Below are 18449 nucleotides of genomic sequence, written 5' to 3'. Positions count from 1 at the left end.
ACTCATTAAGGTGAGGTTATCTACAGTTTTTTTAATGCCCTGATAAATGAGTATCGTGCGGGAGGCTTACGTTGGCTTTTGGGTACTTTCGATTAAAATCAAAAAGTGATTGAAGTTGACGCTAATACTGTGAATTTCAGTAAAGTACAAAAATATTATGAGGAACCTATATAAATTATCTTAAAATGTCGACATTAAACAGCCAAAAAGGTACTGTATCCGGTCAAAACAACCCAGTACGAGCAAAACCTGACCATATCTGAGCAAAAAGGCGCTATATCCGATCCCCCCGAACGAGCAAAAGTCTACAGTAGTATGAGGGCTTTTTTGTTTATATTCCGTTATCACCGACAATAATTATGACGGACACCGACAGAAAAAGTAGTAATAGGGGAAGAGGATTTTCGGAAAACCACCTTTGTCATTTCGGTACTAATGTTGGTATGATAAAAGTACCATCAATATAAGTCAATATTGATGAAAAAGTAAACAAACTAGTAGGGAGAAAAGAATGCATCATAAATGTATTTCCAGTTGGATGTTTATCCTTACTTCGCTTCACAGCTTCTGTATCAGAACTTGGTGTATCACAAGAGTAAAAAGAGCAGTACTATTAGTAATATCACAATGATTTAAAAGACTTACATTGTTGTATCAAATAATTCTTTTCCTGTACTAAGTATTGTAACAAGCATTACAAAATCATTTCATGTTACAAATACAACAGGCAATACGTGTTTCTGCTAATTTCACAGTAAGTATTGCTAAGAATGGTTTACTATAGTAATTACAAGCGTTTGAAAAGACGGTGTTACGCAGTCCTTTTGTCTAAATAAAACCTCTCCATAAAGTCCTTTGTATACCAATCAAAAAGTTTGGGTATTTAGAAGGAATCGGAGTAACTATATAGAACTATTTGTATAGCAATAGAAAAGGGGTGGAAATGTGCATGACAAATGTATCGTATTAGTGGAGTTCATATTTCGCGTAGATCAGTATGAAGTTGAGGGGAATGCTGCATTATTTTTTAATAAAAATGATGTAATCCCAATGACAGATGAAGCGATTCTAAAGGAGATAAAAGCACAGTATGGATATGACGCCATCGAGATTTTACACCGAAAGAAAGAAACAGCTTAAAAGTTAAAGCCTTCCACTAAATATGTGGAGGGCTATTTTTAGTTTACAAGGTACCTCATTTTAACATTTTCTAGAAAGAAGCCTTCCTCTTCAAGCTTCATCTAAGTGGTGGGTAGTTCACTATACTAACATATACACAATTACATATAGAAAAAATCCAATAAGTGTAAAATTTTGCATTATGGGATATATTGTAAAATCATTCATTATGAATCAAATAGTACTCAGGAGCAAAACACATCGCCGAAGTGATTGTCGTAACAAGGTTTTAAGTGAATCTCCCATTTACGCTACTAACATGTGAGTAGCGTTTTTTATTTGGATGGAATTGTGTTATTAATGGCAAGTAAGTTTAACCTAATTTTAACCTTTGTTGATTATAGTTAGAGTAAAAGATATGTGAAGTGAGGTGCATAGAAAGATGGGAATAAAATCAAGTGTTAAAGTAGAAGGAAATAAGCAATTAAAAACTACTAAACGCCAAATGTTGCTGAATATGAGGACAGTAAAGTTACAAAAATTTTTCAAAATCAAAGGATTATTTTTAGGGAGATTTGGTACTCAAGGAGATGGAATAGGCCATGTTTTCTGTGAGTCACGTCTCTTACCAAAACTACAAGAAGCAATTGATTTTATGTTAGAACGGCTAGATATTGACACGATACGCTCGTTTACAATTATAGAAAAACGAAGTAGCAATTACTCAGAAAAGGTTTTTCACATAAAAAACAATATAACAAACACAAATATTATTCATTTCTATGTGCAAGTAGAAAATCTGTTAGATAAAGTCTACTACTATCACTTCCACTACTATACATTTGAAGACAACTTTGCTACACGCTATGATTTAGGAGGGGGTTACTGGAACAAAACTACATCGCTGAAGAGGTTGGTATAAAAAAGTAAAGCTTTGAAATGTTATATTACTCTGCTTTGAGAAGAGAAAGAGGACGTATTAAGCTTTTATTAATAAAACAATGATTACAATGAAAAAGGTGATTTGGCAACATAACCAATTCACCTTTTCTATTAGTCTATATATTTCCCAACAAAGCGCCAAACTGTTTCCCAATACGTATCGGGATCTACTTTTACAGCATCACCATGGGCAGCGTTTGGAATAATAAGCTTTTCTTTTTCTACTTGTGCGGCATTGTAGACGTCATCTAACATTTCATACGGTACAAATGTGTCGCCGTCACCGTGGATAAAGAGCATCGGTGTTTTGCTTTTAGCGACTTGTTTGACGGCGGATGCTTCGTAAATATCATAGCCAGCGCGGATATTCGAAACTGTATTTGCTGCATGCAGGACTGGAAATTCGGGTAGACCAAACAAGTCATCAAGTTGATAAATAAACACATCGCTTACGGAACTATAACCACAATCCTCGACGATGACTTTTACATTTGAAGGAAGGTCTTCACCTGAGGCCATCATGACTGTTGCAGCGCCCATGGAAACGCCAAATAATACAATTTCGGCATTTGGATTGATGTTACGTATTTCATCAATCCATTGTAGAAGATCTAAGCGATCATGCCAGCCCATGCCGATATATTCACCTTCACTATCACCGTGTCCACGAAGATCTGGGGCTAATACATGATAGCCGTTTTCGTAAAATGAGCGAATCCAGCGTGTCATATTATCCGCTCGACTCGTATAACCATGCGCAATCAGGACCCATTTGTCACTTTGCTCCCTGTTTTCATACAGATCCGCATGTAATTTCAACTGCCATTCATCGTTTGATTCAATCCATAAAGAGGACGGCGGATACTCTGCCTCGAATTGATCGTCTAAATCAGATGCTTGTTGTTCAATGATCGGATCAATGGCAGTACTATCCGCTAAATGTGGGTTGTCCTCCATAAACTCTTTTTCATCAGTTGCGCTTAATGCATAATTATAAAAATAATTACCAACAGCAAAATACGCAACGCCTATTAAGATGACAAAAATGGTTAAAAAGATGAGTAATTTCTTTTTCATATGTACACTCCTGATAGATTAATATAAAGCAATATTGATAGTGTACCAAATACATCAAAAACCGTCTGTCTTTGTTTTGTATCGTTTATGGTAAGTGGAAACAGGTGTCAAATACTAGTTGCGGTAACGAATTTTAGGGATACCTTTATTTGGATAAAAAATAAAAATGCAACTTTTATTCGTAATGTTCGTTTAAATAAGAAAATATGTATATTTGGGGAGGGGTTAAGCGTGGAAGAAAAGCAAGATAATTGGTTGGATTGGGTCAAAACAATTGGCATCGCATTTGTATTAGCTGTAGGGGTACGGTATTTTATTTTTACACCGATTGTTGTACAAGGTGCGTCAATGATGCCAACGTTGGAAGATGGGGAAATGTTGGGGGTCGATAAAATCACGCCTAAACTAACACATTTCGAGCGCTTTGATGTCATTGTATTTAAAGCAACAGAAGAGGAAAACTATGTGAAGCGAGTAATCGGTTTACCTGGCGATCACATTCAGTACATAGACGATGTGCTATATGTGAATGGTGAAAAATACGATGAACCGTATTTAGATAACTATAAAGCGGAATTAAAGGATCCTGGTACATTGACGGAAGATTTTATGTTAGAGGACTATTTACAAGAGACGACTGTACCAGAAGGGCATTTGTTTGTATTAGGTGATAATCGTCGTGTAAGTGTAGATAGTCGAGTACCAGCTGTGGGATTTGTTCCGATGGATACAGTCATTGGGGAAGTAAGATTCGTATATTGGCCACTTTCCAATGCCGAATTAATAAGCAATTAATAGATTAAACGAAACGACACTAAAAATAGTAGTGTCGTTTTTTGTTATTTCATGTAAAATATAGTGCATAAGGTTTATAATTTTTAAACAGTACATAGATATTTTGGTAGGTAAGGGGGTGTTTCTATGAAGGACTCAATCATTTTTACGACTACGATTTGGATTTATGCAATCACAATAGTTGTTCATATTTTATTATTACAGCTAGACGATGCACGCAATTATATAGGGATCATGATGGCGATTCCTTTACTCGTTGTCTTACTATATCAAGCCGTCATAAAGAAAAGGAAGGTAGAATACACCTTTGCAATTCGAAAGCCAACATTTTATCCGACAGTGCTAGCTATCCTATTACCGATTTTCTTGGGGGTAGGCTTGCAACTATATTTTTACTTTCTATATGGGGAATACTTTTTATTTACGACATATCATGAGTTGATGTCTTTACTACTCATTGGAATCACGATTAGTACATTGTCTGCGCTTTTAGAGGAAATTGTTTGGCGCGGGAATTACTATGAGTACTTACGTCGAAAGTATAGCTTTATAAAAACAGCTTTGATGATAGCGAGCATATGGTCCATTTGGCATTTACCAATCGCCTTTTTTTATCAGTCTTATACGCATCAGTTCATGGGCATTGTCATCTATTTGTTATTATTATTTACAATCTCGATCATTCTTACATACATAAGAGAAAAAGGAGATTCAGTTATACCAGCAGCCATTTTACACGGTATGTTAAATGTATTTTATTTACATGATCTTACACAAGGAACGATTGCAGTGGAAATTTTAGATATGACCAAATGGGTAGTATTTGTCGTCACTTGTATTGTACTGTTTATGTTGGTCGAGCTAAGAGCTACAAAAGTACGTGTTATTTAAATAAGCATAAAAGGGGACGTCTGAAAAGACATTTTGAGACGTCCCCTTTGCGACGAGGATGGTGACATTTTGATGTGACCACCGCAGGAGCAATATTTCTTAATGGATAAATATTAAGAAGTGAAGGGGTGTCCAGAAAGTTTTTACTTTCTGGACACCCCCTTTTGTAAAATAACGATAAATAGAAGAACTGAGTAATAAAACCTTTTCCGTAACATAAAATAAGGTATAAAGACCTTTTTAAACGGAAGTTGAAAAGTGAATAATTGTGGGTAAAAAAGACTAATGCTGTGTAAATTTTTTTGTTTATCAGTTCGAATTCAGAGGTGAGTGATAAAATGATATCTGATTCTCTATCGTTTTATATACACAAAGCAAAAATTCAACACAATTTCAGAAAAATAGCATTGGTTAGTAAAGTAATGACTGGCATTGTATTATTCATTTTATTAGTCGAAACAGTCATGGTTATTTTCGCCAAAGAACAAGTATCTAATGAGGTGCTAAGTAATGTATGGGGGTATTTATTGTTACTAGGGTTCAATCTGATTTGTCACTATTATATACAAATAAAACGGGTACATGTAACAGAAGAAAATTACCGAAAACTAGATTTATATATTGCGTTATATATTGGGCTCTTAACAAGTTTAGGGGTCATGATCGCACTGACAAGTCAGCCCGACAACAATCAGCTCATGATGTATACGTTAATTATGTTAATTTGTTGTTCGTACTTTGTATTAACGAATAAACAAATACTTCCTACAATTATAATTACTAGTGGTGTATTAGTAGCAGGGTTATATGTCATACAAGGAAACTCACCACAATTTTATGGGCAAATACTCTATTTGGCAATATTATTTCCTATTACGTACTTACTGTCTCGCGCTTTTTATTTTTCCTTTCATCATATGAACAAAATGCAAGCAAGACTGAAAAGTGAAATTGATATGACACGGAAATTGTCGCAAGAGCTTAGCGAAGTAAATGAAAAATTAGCTCTTCAAGCCTCGCTCGATCCACTCACAAATCTGTATAACCGCCGCGCGATTAATGAATATATGGAACAGCTTGAAGCCCAAATATTAGATACCCCTTGTTTACTATCAGCAATCGTCTTAGATATTGACTATTTTAAACTTTATAACGATACGTATGGTCATACTAGTGGAGATGAAGTATTACGTAAAATTGGTCATGTACTGAAGGACATTGCGACGAAATACAACGTTTTTGCTGCGCGGTGGGGAGGAGAGGAATTTACCCTGTTATTTGTTGAACAGCAGGAGGATAAGGTTCGTGAAATTTGCGAAGAAATCATTCGGGCAATACATTTGCTACAAATTGAACATAAAACGTCAAAGGTGGATCGTCTGATTACAGTCAGTATAGGGGCACATACACAAAAAGTTGCGACAGTAAATGATATTTTACTCTGTATCGAGCAAGCAGATACAGCATTATACAGTGTAAAGGAAAAGGGACGTAATGCATTTGAGCATAAAATGTACATGTAGTGAAGATTTATCTTTTAGGGATGCTGTATTTGCAGTTGGAAAATGGATATCCACATAAGAAAGCACGTCTTCTCAGCCTATTTTGATGGAGATGTGCTTTATAGAGCTGTTGGCGCCTATTTAGATCATAGTTATATGATTGTGTTGATTCATACCTTAATGCTGAAAACTGTAAATCAATCTATTTCTAAAAATAGAAAAGGAGCAATTTGCAAGGAATTCCTTCGTAAGAATGAACAAGATCTTATGGCTAGTAAAGTTATCGCTAGAGTGATAGTTTATTTGCAGGGGGGATTTTATTGGATAAATATTTCTCTGTTAAATTACTATTTGAATCAACAGCAACATCTTCAAAAAACACGGGGAAGATATTTGAAGAAAGAATTTTTCTGTTAAATGGCAAGAGCAAGGAAGCGGTTTGCGATGTAGTAAATCAACATTTTCAACCAGATTCATACGAAAATGCTGATGGTGGAATCAACACTGTAGAACTAGTAAAGATTTTAGATGTTTTTGAATTAGTGGACGATTTAAGTGAATCTCTAAATTTAAAGGAGGTTTATAGTCGATATATTTTGTTCGACAAACCTACTACTGCAGAAGAAGCAATTGAATTATATTCTTTAGATAAATAAGAATTATACGTTGCCTAAAGAATGATCTATTCAATAGTTTATGTGAATAGCAATACAAAATGAAGAATTTAAACGTTTAGAAGGGATTTGAATAATTGTATCATCGACCGAGATCATGCTCTATTGTTCAGCAGAAAATAGCACATTGGTGGTAGGGGATGAATTTTCACTCGTAGCACAAGCAGATAGTGAAATGATCGTGCTGAAATAAGCCATTACACAAAAAATATTGAAGTTTTCATCGGAAAAAGAAAGAGTTAACTTCAAAACTATCTGAAAATATACAACGGAAACTGTTAACATATATAATGGATAAGATAACTGAGTACGAAGGGAAGTCTAGCAATGCAACAATATTTAGCGCTATGTGAGCACATTTTGCAGCATGGATTTGAGAAGGAAGACCGAACAGGAACAGGAACGAAGAGCATTTTTGGCTATCAAATGCGCTTTAATTTACAAGAAGGGTTTCCGTTATTAACAACGAAACGCACTTATTTTAAGTTAATTAAGACGGAGCTTTTATGGTTTTTAAAAGGTGACACAAATGTGCGAACACTCATTCAAGACAAAAATTATATTTGGAACGAGTGGGCGTTTGATAAATGGGTGAAATCGGATGATTATAACGGACCAGATATGACAGATTTCGGATTACGCGCGGCGAAAGATGAGGCATTTGCCAAAGTAGTCGATGAGCAAATGAACATCTTTAATGAAAAAATTTTAGCAGACGATAATTTTGCGCAAAAGTACGGTGATTTAGGTCCCGTATATGGTAAACAATGGCGTAGCTGGCCAGCTCCAAATGGCGAATCCATTGACCAAATTGCCAATGTAATCGAGCAAATTAAGAAAAATCCTGATTCTCGCCGCTTAATCGTATCCGCATGGAACCCAGCAGAAGTAGACTCGATGGCTCTGCCCCCTTGTCATTCATTCTTCCAATTTTACGTAGCAGACGGCAAGCTTTCTTGTCAGCTGTATCAACGGAGTGGCGACGTTTTCTTAGGTGTTCCGTTTAATATCGCGTCATATGCATTACTTACACATTTAATTGCCAAAGAATGTGGTTTAGATGTGGGTGAGTTTGTGCACACATTAGGGGATGCACATATTTACAAAAATCACTTTGACCAAGTATATGAGCAATTAAGCCGTGATCCACGTGAGCTACCACAGCTACATTTAGCGGACAAGTCAATTTTCGATATGACAGCTGAGGATATTACATTAGAAGGCTACAATCCACATCCACCAATCAAAGCACCGATTGCGGTGTAAACATTGAAGAAGGGTGTCCTAAGTCATGACAAATGACTTGGGACACCCTCCTGTTTTTTTTTTTTTTTGAGATTGCTAGTTAGAATGCTTTCTAGAAATCACATTCCATTAACGTTCGAGTGTAAGCGAATTCGTAAGTTTTCTCTAACATGCAATCAGTCAAATAATTTAAATGATTTGGATCTGATCCGAAATACATCATTAAAAACTGAACCATATTTTGACGCTCTTTTTCTGAAATCATTTTAAGTCCCCCTTTTTTGATATATAACAATTATTTTTATTATAATGTATTATATAACAGAGGTGGAGTAAAAACCACTAATTTTACCTAAATTTTAAAAATATTTTGAAAATTGTTACTTTAGTTAGGGGTCCATCTGTTCATTAACTGAAAAATGGATGAATGATTTACATGATCTACCTATTGAGTTAACGAATCTGTCCTTATTTTATTTAAAATAAAACAGCCATCAACCAGTGGATCTGGAAGATGGCTGTGTAAGAGCAATTGGCTGCAAATATTCCTTAAAAATAATCGTTTTTCACATGTATAGCCTTTTACAAATGGTAAAGAGGTTGTTACTTGGAACTGTGAATAAATCACCTTTACTTTTTCTTTCATCGTTTCTGTCATGCATTTCTTTTTGTTATTTTTGCTACCGCAGCTGAGCTTGTGTCATTGTAGACTGAACAGATACTTGAGCAGTTTGATATTGCGGAGGTGTTTTTGGCTCAACAAACAATGTGGAGTAATAGGCATCCGCAATCGTAATAAAATAAATAACAAAAAGTAACTTCTTCATTCAATGGTCCAAAATTTTCATTTCTCCTTTTAAGTGCTCTCCATTTAAACCGAATGATTATTATACGAATAGAATAGAAAGAAGTTTCATAGATTTTAAAATTTATTTTGTAGAGGGTTCCTTTTTTATTCAAAGAAAAGCGGCAGAGAGTAGGATAAAAAACGAATATCTGTATTTTTTAACTAGCCTATTAATAAAGTAAACAAAGTAAAATCACAAGCAAGGGTAGAGCACATGGAAGCAACCCAACAATTCTCTACTCTTTTTTAATTTCCATTTTAATCTCGCTTACAAGGGATACAAATACAGTAAGAAGTTAGGTATAATTAGAAATTGAAAAGACATACAAGGGACTTCTACAAGCACTTAAAATGTGCATAAAACAATTGTTATGAAAGTGTAAATTAATATTAGTTGTGTTGATTATCAAAATATTTCCTGTATAGAAGCGTGTTTCTTTAGCAAAAACGTAATTAAAAATGACTTGCCAGTTGATTGAAGCGGAATCGGCGAGGTGTAGCTGACGGCATGCGCCTTTCGCTACAGAGCAAAGCTTCCTACGGGAAAAGCAATAAAGGAACGAAGGCTAAAACCGTCACGTCCTGTGACAACGCCTTCGTGACCAACGTCGTGTTGGCCTGAAGACCCCGCAGGAAATTTATTTGCGACGAAAGCGCAGCGACAGGAGCACCGAGGTACGAGCGACGAGGAGGCTGAAGCCATGCCCGTGGAAAGCGAGCCGAATGGAGCGGAAATCAACGTTTCACGCGATTAAATTAACAATAAAAGGTAAATCAACACCCTTGAATTAATATTTAAAAAAGATCCAGAATGATTAGCTTAAAGCTTGTAACGAAAGGAAGAGAAACCTGAATTGACAAATAAAAATAAAACGGTTGTCCGTTCCATGGATATATTAAATCTATTTATCGATCATACTGAACTGTCATTTCAAGAAATCATTGAGTTATCAGGAATCCCTAAAACCTCTGTTTTTCGCATGTTGAAATCATTGGAGGAAATGGAATTTTTAGAAAAGGGGATTGATGCAAAATATCGGTTAGGCATTCTCTTCCTTAAATTTGGACATCTCGTATCCATGCGCCTGGATATTCGAAAAATTGCAGAGCCCATTATGAATGCGTTACATAATGACGTAAAAGAAGCGATTAATTTAACTGTTCGTGATGGTAACGATGCGGTATATATTGAGAAAGTCGATACGAAGCAAAAAGTGCGACTGTATACAGCCATTGGTCGAAAAAGCCCTCTGTATGCAGGGGCGTGTCCTCGTGCGGTATTATCCTTTTTACCAGATGATGAAATCAAGGAATATCTTGAATCAATCGAACTGACATCATTTGCGATGGGGACGATTACGGATAAAGAAAAACTTTATGAAACAATTGCACAAGCAAGAGAGGTTGGCTATACGATTAGCCATTCCGAATTGGAAAATTATACGTCCGCTATTGCAGCACCAATTTACGATCATAAAGGAGAAGTGGTTGCATCGATGAGTATCGCAGGACTAGAAACCAATTATCAAGGAGAAAATGTTGGGGTTTTTGTTGAGAAACTGAAAAAGGCTACGGTAGAGATTTCTAAACAATTAGGATATGAAACGTTTTAAAAAAGAGGCGTCTCTTGTGAGGAGAGCGCCTCTTTTTACATACACTAGCTATTTCCTTTTTAAGCGGAGGCCAAATGCTAGTTCTTTTAATTTTTTTTCGCGATGAATGACTGCCCACTGCGCTTCTTCTAGCGTAACTTCTTTAAAGTTTATACGACCATTTGCTTGCATTTGTGCTAATGATGGTAAATCGGCAGAAATGACTTGTCCGATTTTCGGATATCCACCAGTCGTTTGACGATCTGCCATTAAAATAATCGGTTGCCCACTAGAAGGGACTTGAATTGTTCCAAAGGTCACCCCTTCAGATAATAATTCAAACTTCTCTTTTAATGAAATGGTCTCTCCTTCCAATCGGTAGCCCATTCGATCTGCATGGGTTGTAATTGTGTAAGGAGTGGAAAAGAATTTTTTTAAACGACCCTCGTCGAAATGCTCGTATTCAGAGCCTTGAATGATGCGGATCGTTTGCGTTTTTTCGAATGTAACGAAGTGCGTGTAATCAACTGACCATGATAGGTAGGCTGAATCTTTTGATAATTGGTTAAATAGTTCTTCTCCTAACGTTGTTCGTTTACCGCATTCAAACACATCATTTTTTTGCAATTTTCTACCTTGGAACCCACCAATGCCAGCACGAATATAAGTGCTTTTACTGCCCATTACGTTGGGTACTTGGATGCCACCGCTAAACGATACGTAAGCGCGGCTACCACTAATCGCAGCATTGAATTTCAAAATAGATCCTTTTCGAATGAAAAGTGGTCGCCACATTGGTGCATTTTTTCCGTCGATTGTAGGTTGCAAATTGCCACCTGTAATGGCAATCAGTTCATCACTTTCAAATAATAGAGTAGTGCCGTAAAGTGTTACCTCTAGCGCACCTTCTCCCTCCGAATTTTCAACGAGTAGATTCGCGATGCGTAAAGACATCGCATCCATTGCGCCTCCTACGATCACACCAAACTTCTGTAGGCCGTATCTGCCTAAGTCTTGAATCGTTGCCAACATACCTGGCTGCAATACTTTTATTCCCATGCTCCCATCTCCCAATCTCTTGTATATTGTGCCATTGATATTGGGACAAATTGAATTCGATCCCCTGGTTGTAATAGTGTTGGAGGCGATTGTTCAGGTAAAAACAAACGACTAGGAGTTCGTCCGATAATTTGCCATCCACCTGGCGTTTCTAATGGGTAAATTCCTGTTTGATTTCCTGCAATGCCAACAGATCCTGGCGCGATAGCTAAACGTGGTGTTTCTTTACGTGGTGTTGCAATTTGTTTGTCCATCCCGCCCATAAAAGGAAAACCTGGAGCAAAGCCAATCATATAAACAAGATATTGTACAGAAGAATGAATTTTGATAACTTCTTCAGGTGTTAAGCCATGATAATTAGCTACAAATTCTAAATCTGGCCCCATTTCGCCACCATATACTACAGGTATTTTTACAACACGTTCTTTTGTTGTTTCCATGACGTGAGATTGATTCATTAACGAAAGAATATTTGTTTTCACAATTTCGTAAGGCATTTTGACTCCTTTTTCTAAATGTGAAAAGTATACATCAGTCGGATTGTAGTAAACTGTCACACTATTATAGGCAGGCACAGCCTCGATAAATCCTTCAAATGGATTTCTCTCTAATAAATTCAATATATTTTTAACTTTATTGTGAGTCGCTTCATTGATTCCTTCACCTACTTGAATAACAAGTGCAGAATCGCTCAAAGGTCTTATTTGTACACGCTCTTTTACATTTAGCATGAAAACCATCTCCTATAGTTTCAAAATTCGGTATATAAGTTTTAAATAACGGATTATTAATATTATATTTTAACGACAAACAAAAACAAGTTGAATTTTAATAAAAATAAAAAAAATGTGTTATTTCTAAAAAATTTAAAAATTATGCTTTTCTCCAAAAAAAAAGTGTGATAATATTTTTTTAAATTTCAAAACTAAAGTTCCGAATAGCGGTACTAAAATTTGTAAACGCATTCATATTTAGAACTTTTGTAGAAAGAAAGTGGGGAAGAAGATGTTTCGAGTTGATTTAAACTGTGACTTAGGGGAAAGTTTTGGTCGTTATCGACTAGGAGAGCAAGAGGAAATCTTAAAGTATGTAACATCAGCAAATATTGCTTGTGGTTTTCATGGTGGAGATCCAACGGTCATGCGAGAAACTGTTAAGCTAGCGATTGCGAATGGTGTGAAAATTGGAGCACACCCGGGGTTACCAGATTTAAATGGCTTTGGTAGACGCGAGATGAATATCACACCTCAAGAAGCATACGATATGGTCATTTATCAGGTTGGGGCATTGCAAGGTTTTTTAACTATCTACAATGAAACGATGCAACATGTGAAGCCACACGGCGCACTGTATAATATGGCTGCTAAAAATCCAGCCATTGCGGAGGCTATCGCACAAGCCATTTATGATATTTCACCTTCACTTGTGTTATTCGGTCTCTCAGGTAGTGAATTAACAAAAGCTGGGGAAAAAATAGGGCTTCAAACAGCGCATGAAGTGTTTGCAGATCGTACCTATCAACAAGATGGTTCTTTAACATCTCGTAAACAACCAGATGCATTGATTACGGATACGGAACAAGCTGTAAATCAAGTTGTGAGAATGGTGAAAGAAGGCATGGTACTGTCACAGCAGCAAATCGACATCCCATTACAAGCAAATACAATTTGTATTCACGGGGATGGAGAGCATGCGGTTGAATTTGCAAAATATATCGATGAAAAATTAACAGAAAATCAAATCACAATACGTGCTATCAAGGAGGGGTAATTACATGGGAGCAAATAAAATGGAAACGATTACAGAAGGAATCGAGCAAAAAAATAAAAGTAAATTTGTTAAGAAAACAGCAAGTAAAAGTGTGTTACTCGGTGCAGCCTTTTTAATGGCTACCTCGTCTATCGGGCCTGGGTTTTTAACACAAACAACGGTATTTACACAGCAATTAGCAGCTAGCTTTGGATTTGTTATTTTAATTTCATTAATTTTAGATATTGTCGCGCAGGTGAACGTTTGGCGAATTATTGCTGTTTCAGGTTTGCGCGGGCAAGAGATTGCCAATAAGATATTGCCTGGATTAGGCGTAATCCTTGCGATTATGATTGTTATGGGTGGTTTAGCATTTAATATTGGAAACGTTGCTGGGGCAGGTTTAGGGTTAAATGCCATGATGGGCGTAGATCCGATTACGGGTGCGGTTGTAAGTGCACTGTTTGCTATTTTTATATTTATCTATAAAGAAGCAGGGAAGGCAATGGATAAGGTTGCTCAAATTGCTGGCGGTATCATGATTTTACTAATGCTCTATGTTGCTTTTAGTACTTCACCACCTGTAGGAGAGGCAATTGTGAGCACGGTTATGCCTAAAGAAATTAGCTGGTTTGCCATTGTTACTTTAGTTGGTGGATCAGTGGGCGGTTACATTACATTTGCTGGTGGTCACCGTCTTTTAGATGCGGGTATTAAAGGACAAGAATCTTTACCTGAAGTAACAAAAAGTTCTGTAACAGGGATTTTAATTACAGGTATTATGCGTATTGCCTTATTTTTAGCGGTTCTTGGTGTTGTGTCAAAAGGTTTAGCAATCGATCCTGATAATCCACCTGCATCTGTGTTCCAACTTGCTGCGGGTAATATTGGTTATCGTATGTTTGGTATGATTATGTGGGCTGCAGCAATCACTTCTGTTGTAGGTGCGGCTTATACATCTGTTTCATTTATTCGTTCATTCCACCCGAAAATCGAGAAATATCATAATTGGGTGATTATCGCATTTATCATCGTTTCAACAGCAACTTTTGCCTTCATCGGTAAGCCTGTAAATGTGTTGATTTTGGTAGGAGCATTAAATGCACTAATTTTACCGTTATCACTAAGTATTATATTAATTGCAGCATACAAAAAAGACATTGTTGGTACGTATAAGCATCCACTTTGGTTAACGGTAACAGGTGCCATTGTAGTTGTTCTGATGGGGTATTTAAGCATTATCACACTAATTGAACAAATTCCGAAAGTTTTTAGTTAATCTAGTAACCATCCATGAGCTTCTTGATCATGGATGGTTCATTTACAAGGAGTGAATAGACGATGACTACATTTAGTACTTTAGAGCCAAAAGAAATCCGTAAACTAATTCGAAATCAAGAAATAACGGGACCGACTTCTGGCATGTCCATCGGATTTACACAAGCAAATTTAGTCATTTTAAAGAAGGAGCATGCCTTTGATTTTCTACTATTTTGTCAGCGAAATCCAAAGCCATGCCCACTATTAGATGTGACAGAGCCTGGATCATTTATACCTGCTAAAATTGCGAAAAATGCAGATATTCGCAAGGACATCCCGAAGTACCGTATTTATCGTGATGGTATTTTTACGGAGGAAGTAGTAGATATTACCGATTATTGGGAAGAAGATATGGTCGGATTTTTAATAGGCTGTAGCTTTACATTTGAAACACCGCTTCTTGAAGCAGGTATTCCAATTAGACATATTCAAGAAAATTGTAATGTGCCAATGTATAAAACAAATATCCCGTGTGAAAAGGCTGGTATGTTTGAAGGACCAACTGTTGTCAGTATGCGTCCGATGACACCAGAGGATGCAATTCGTGCCATCCAAATTACTTCACGTTTTCCAAATGTACATGGTGCACCAATTCATATTGGCAATCCAGAACAAATTGGCATTTCAGACATTTCAAAGCCCGATTTCGGTGATGCCGTGTCCATTAAGCCAGGGGAAGTTCCAGTATTTTGGGCTTGTGGCGTAACACCTCAAGCCGTTGCGATGGAAAGTAAACCTGCTATTATGATTACGCATGCACCAGGCCATATGCTTATTACAGATATAAAGGAAACAAGCTTAAGCATACTGTAAATGATAGGAAATGCCCGCCAATCGGATTTGGTGGGCATTACTTGTGCACACGATTTTAGATTTGTGTACTATATTAACGAAGGAATTCATTGCAACTAAATAAAAATGTTACACATAACCGTACTTTTTTAGTTAGTCAGGTAAATTTTACTCATTGTAATATATACGGATAAAATCTCACCTATCACTCACACTAATGGTGGAGGTGAGAGGAAAATGGGTAGTAATAAACATAAAAACAATAAAACGCAAGATGGCAAAAAACAACAAAACCAAAATCAAAATGCTAACAGAGAGCGTACAAACAGAGAAGAGTTCGCTCAGGAAGTGGACTTCAATCTCAATCGTAATCAAAATGAAAATAAACAGCAGTAATGGTAGATTGTATTCCTTTTAAGGAAGGTTACTTCTTGAACTTTGCTTACAATTCATTGTGCACTAAACCTCAATATACACTTTAAAAAGTGTGTATTGGGGTTTTTCTTCTTTAAATATCTCATGTAGCTTTCTTAAGTTTTACAGGCAAGTGTGTAGGTTAATAGTGTGATGGAAAATATGCAGATTCAAATAGGCAACTAGATAAATCATCTTAAAACTGTGGACATTGAACGATTAAAAAGCTGCGATATCTGAGTCAAAAGTCGCTGCATGCGGTCAAAACCCCCGGTACGAGCAAAACGCTGCCGTATCCGGTCAAAACGCTCCAGCCCGAGCCAAATATTTATTTTTTAGCTAAAATGCAAGCTGATTTTTAAAGTCAATCGTGATGCTGGAACAATTACATGGTAGTTTGACTATTTTAAAAATTAAGTTGTTTTTCATTTTAAAGGGCTATATGATGATTTCAGACATCGATGTACTATTAAACGAAAGGGAAAAAATATGGATGCTAAAATTGAAAACATACCGTCTTGTACAATTGCGTACATGAGACAGACGGGTCCCTACGGCACGACAAATGTAAATGTACAACTCATGGAGAAATTTAAATGTTGGGTGAAAGCTAATCACTTATTTACTGATCAATCTATTCTCCTCGGCATTGCCCAAGACAATCCAGCATTTGTAGCGCCAGAAAATTGTCGATACGATGCGTGTTTAGTCGTTCCTGATGATTATCGTGTAAATGCTGATGGGGTAAAATTGGGCAACATTCGTGGAGGAAGGTACGCTGTTTTTAAAGTAACTCATACAGTAGAAGCTGTTCAAAGGGCTTGGGGTGAAGTGTTTCTACAATTAGAAAACGAAGGATTTACATTAGATGAAACAAGACCTATCTTGGAGCGGTATACAGTGGAACTTGTTAATAACCATACTTGTGAAATTTGTATACCAATCAAGTGACTCTATTATTTATAGTAGTTTTTTGAATGATTCTAGTTAAATTATATAAAAATGGATATTTTTTCTTGACCTTTATTGACTGAACATTCAAAATATACTTTATAATGATAGAATTGATAAGGAGTGGAGAGATGGAATTTTTATCTTTTAGACAAACAGAGGACATTGCTTATGTGACATTAGAAAACCCAATGGAATTTAATACGCTAACAATGCAACTACTGCAGGAATTAGATACGCTATTAAAAAAAATTGGCGCTGAAAGAGAAGTCAAGGTAGTTGTCATAGAGGGATCAGAAAAAGTATTTTGCGCGGGACATAGTTTAAGAGAAATCGAGTCTAAAACGGAAAATGAAGTGTTACAATTATTCCAAACGTGCCAAATTTTAATGCGGACAATGAGAGACATTCCGCAACTTGTCATTTCAAAAGTACGAAAAGCGGCTGTTGCAGCGGGAGCACAATTAGTTGCAGCGAGTGATATGGCGATTGCTAGTGATGAGGCGAAATTTGCGACGCCGGGCATTAATAGCGGTTTGTTTTGCAGTACACCCGCCGTATTTTTAAGTAGAAATATTGGACGAAAAAAGGCGGTAGAGTTATTATTCACTGGGAACTTTATGTCTGCAGAGGAAGGGTTACAGTATGGCTTAGTGAATAAAGTCGTACCTGCTGAGCTGTTAGATGAAGAAACAGAGAAATTAGCGAAGCAAGTCACAAAACAAAGCTTAAATATTATTGAATTAGGGAAACGACAATTTTACCAACAAATTAATATGGAAGATTTCCAAGCACTTAATTATGCGACAGAAGTGATTGCGCTTAACAGCAAACATCCTGATGCCCAAGAGGGGATTAGAGCCTTTTTTGAAAAAAGACCGCCTGTATGGCAGGATACGAAAAACACGGTTTTATAAACGGAAAACGATATATAGCCATATAATCAAAAAACGGATTCCTAACGTGGAATTCGTTTTTTTATTCATTGAACGAAATATCCTTAGTTCAAGTGGAGAATCGTGACATTCCTAAATGATTTCGAATTTTTGAAACAACGTTAAAAAGTATCCTTTGATGTAGGTATCCCCGAATTTTAAGAACAAAAAGCAAATAATGAGTAAGAAAAAGAAATTTTTACTTCTCTAAAAAGTTATGTTGTACAATCTAATTTAGTGAACGTTGCTAAATTAGATTCAGGAGGATTTACATTGAAAAATAAAGTTTTGTATAAAGTAGGGTGGGTATTTATTATTATTGCTTGCTTACTTTGGATTTCACTTGTCGTGATCCCGTTTTTGCCATTTTCACTTGGTATGAAAGCTGCTGCTGTCACAGGAGCCGTTGTCTTAGCAGAGGTATTTTTCTGGATAGGTGCTATATTTGTTGGTAAAGAAGTGATCACAAAATATAAAAAATATTTAAATCCAAAAAATTGGCGGAAAAATGAATAAGCAAAATAAGAAGCCGTATCTTTCTAATA

General features: G+C 36.4%; 20 protein-coding genes. 15 read left to right on the top strand and 5 right to left on the bottom strand.

The annotated features are described in order from the left end of the window. Nucleotides 1-945 precede the first annotated feature (945 nt). Both AAGS61_RS08435 and AAGS61_RS08430 read left to right on the top strand, forming a co-directional pair. A complete protein-coding gene (locus AAGS61_RS08435) occupies nt 946-1140 on the top strand; it encodes a hypothetical protein (protein ID WP_391370048.1) in 195 nt (64 codons plus the stop codon). A 421-nt stretch (nt 1141-1561) separates the two neighbouring features. Then, the gene (locus AAGS61_RS08430) at nt 1562-2041 is read left to right on the top strand and encodes a YpjP family protein (RefSeq protein ID WP_391370045.1); all 480 of its coding nucleotides are present in this window, start codon (nt 1562-1564) and stop codon (nt 2039-2041) included. Nucleotides 2042-2172: 131 nt separating this feature from the next. Here AAGS61_RS08430 and AAGS61_RS08425 read toward each other — a convergent pair whose 3' ends face one another. After that, entirely contained in the window at nt 2173-3138 is a 966-nt protein-coding gene (locus tag AAGS61_RS08425; protein WP_391370042.1) for an alpha/beta hydrolase, read from the bottom strand. A 231-nt stretch (nt 3139-3369) separates the two neighbouring features. On the opposite strand from AAGS61_RS08425, the gene lepB reads away from it, so the two are divergent. The 5 genes from lepB (at nt 3370) to AAGS61_RS08400 (ending at nt 8266) form a co-directional block, all read left to right on the top strand. After that, nucleotides 3370-3933 carry a signal peptidase I gene (gene lepB, locus AAGS61_RS08420; RefSeq protein WP_391370039.1) on the top strand — a complete coding sequence of 188 codons (564 nt, stop codon included), beginning with the start codon at nt 3370-3372 and terminating at the stop codon, nt 3931-3933. Between the two features lie 126 nt (nt 3934-4059). Beyond that, nucleotides 4060-4824, top strand: coding sequence for a CPBP family intramembrane glutamic endopeptidase (locus AAGS61_RS08415; protein ID WP_391370035.1), 765 nt, complete (start codon nt 4060-4062; stop codon nt 4822-4824). Between the two features lie 407 nt (nt 4825-5231). Then, nucleotides 5232-6347, top strand: a complete 1116-nt coding sequence (locus tag AAGS61_RS08410) for a GGDEF domain-containing protein (protein ID WP_391370032.1) — start codon at nt 5232-5234, stop codon at nt 6345-6347. Between the two features lie 299 nt (nt 6348-6646). Continuing rightward, nucleotides 6647-6982 carry a DUF4288 domain-containing protein gene (locus AAGS61_RS08405; protein WP_391370029.1) on the top strand — a complete coding sequence of 112 codons (336 nt, stop codon included), beginning with the start codon at nt 6647-6649 and terminating at the stop codon, nt 6980-6982. Between the two features lie 345 nt (nt 6983-7327). Continuing rightward, nucleotides 7328-8266 (top strand): thymidylate synthase, encoded by a 939-nt coding sequence (locus tag AAGS61_RS08400; protein WP_391370026.1) that lies wholly within the window; start codon nt 7328-7330, stop codon nt 8264-8266. Nucleotides 8267-8357: 91 nt separating this feature from the next. Here the strand turns inward: AAGS61_RS08400 and AAGS61_RS08395 are convergent, their stop codons facing one another. Together AAGS61_RS08395 and AAGS61_RS08390 are read right to left on the bottom strand one after the other, a co-directional pair. Next, complete coding sequence (locus AAGS61_RS08395; RefSeq protein WP_391370023.1) at nt 8358-8510, bottom strand: BH0509 family protein; 153 nt, start codon at nt 8508-8510, stop codon at nt 8358-8360. 415 nt (nt 8511-8925) lie between these two features. After that, nucleotides 8926-9072, bottom strand: coding sequence for a hypothetical protein (locus AAGS61_RS08390; RefSeq protein WP_391370020.1), 147 nt, complete (start codon nt 9070-9072; stop codon nt 8926-8928). Nucleotides 9073-9946: 874 nt separating this feature from the next. Between AAGS61_RS08390 and AAGS61_RS08385 the strand changes: the two genes are divergently transcribed. Continuing rightward, nucleotides 9947-10705 carry an IclR family transcriptional regulator gene (locus AAGS61_RS08385; protein ID WP_391370017.1) on the top strand — a complete coding sequence of 253 codons (759 nt, stop codon included), beginning with the start codon at nt 9947-9949 and terminating at the stop codon, nt 10703-10705. A 48-nt stretch (nt 10706-10753) separates the two neighbouring features. On the opposite strand, the gene AAGS61_RS08380 is transcribed toward AAGS61_RS08385, so the two are convergent. Then, nucleotides 10754-11743: a biotin-dependent carboxyltransferase family protein gene (locus AAGS61_RS08380; RefSeq protein ID WP_391370015.1), complete on the bottom strand. Its 990-nt coding sequence runs from the start codon at nt 11741-11743 to the stop codon at nt 10754-10756. Continuing rightward, the gene (gene pxpB, locus AAGS61_RS08375; protein WP_391370012.1) at nt 11734-12474 is read right to left on the bottom strand and encodes a 5-oxoprolinase subunit PxpB; all 741 of its coding nucleotides are present in this window, start codon (nt 12472-12474) and stop codon (nt 11734-11736) included. The genes AAGS61_RS08380 and pxpB overlap by 10 nt, the downstream gene beginning before the upstream one ends. A gap of 274 nt (nt 12475-12748) precedes the next feature. Between pxpB and pxpA the strand changes: the two genes are divergently transcribed. From pxpA to AAGS61_RS08340, 7 genes are all read left to right on the top strand, one after another. Further along, a complete protein-coding gene (gene pxpA, locus AAGS61_RS08370) occupies nt 12749-13513 on the top strand; it encodes a 5-oxoprolinase subunit PxpA (RefSeq protein WP_391370009.1) in 765 nt (254 codons plus the stop codon). A 40-nt stretch (nt 13514-13553) separates the two neighbouring features. Then, the gene (locus tag AAGS61_RS08365) at nt 13554-14771 is read left to right on the top strand and encodes an NRAMP family divalent metal transporter (protein ID WP_391370365.1); all 1218 of its coding nucleotides are present in this window, start codon (nt 13554-13556) and stop codon (nt 14769-14771) included. Nucleotides 14772-14833: 62 nt separating this feature from the next. Continuing rightward, nucleotides 14834-15625, top strand: a complete 792-nt coding sequence (locus tag AAGS61_RS08360) for a putative hydro-lyase (protein ID WP_391370007.1) — start codon at nt 14834-14836, stop codon at nt 15623-15625. Between the two features lie 216 nt (nt 15626-15841). Beyond that, the gene (locus AAGS61_RS08355) at nt 15842-16000 is read left to right on the top strand and encodes a hypothetical protein (RefSeq protein ID WP_391370004.1); all 159 of its coding nucleotides are present in this window, start codon (nt 15842-15844) and stop codon (nt 15998-16000) included. A gap of 507 nt (nt 16001-16507) precedes the next feature. Beyond that, on the top strand, nt 16508-16969 hold the full coding sequence (locus AAGS61_RS08350) for an AraC family transcriptional regulator (RefSeq protein WP_391370001.1): 462 nt from the start codon (nt 16508-16510) through the stop codon (nt 16967-16969). Between the two features lie 131 nt (nt 16970-17100). Beyond that, nucleotides 17101-17886, top strand: coding sequence for an enoyl-CoA hydratase-related protein (locus tag AAGS61_RS08345; RefSeq protein WP_391369998.1), 786 nt, complete (start codon nt 17101-17103; stop codon nt 17884-17886). A gap of 291 nt (nt 17887-18177) precedes the next feature. Then, on the top strand, nt 18178-18420 hold the full coding sequence (locus AAGS61_RS08340) for a transporter suffix domain-containing protein (protein ID WP_391369995.1): 243 nt from the start codon (nt 18178-18180) through the stop codon (nt 18418-18420). Nucleotides 18421-18449: the final 29 nt, after the last annotated feature.

The sequence above is a fragment of the Lysinibacillus sp. KU-BSD001 genome, assembly GCF_042920265.1.
Classification (GTDB): domain Bacteria; phylum Bacillota; class Bacilli; order Bacillales_A; family Planococcaceae; genus Lysinibacillus_B.
This window is presented reverse-complemented; position numbering and strand designations above follow the sequence as displayed.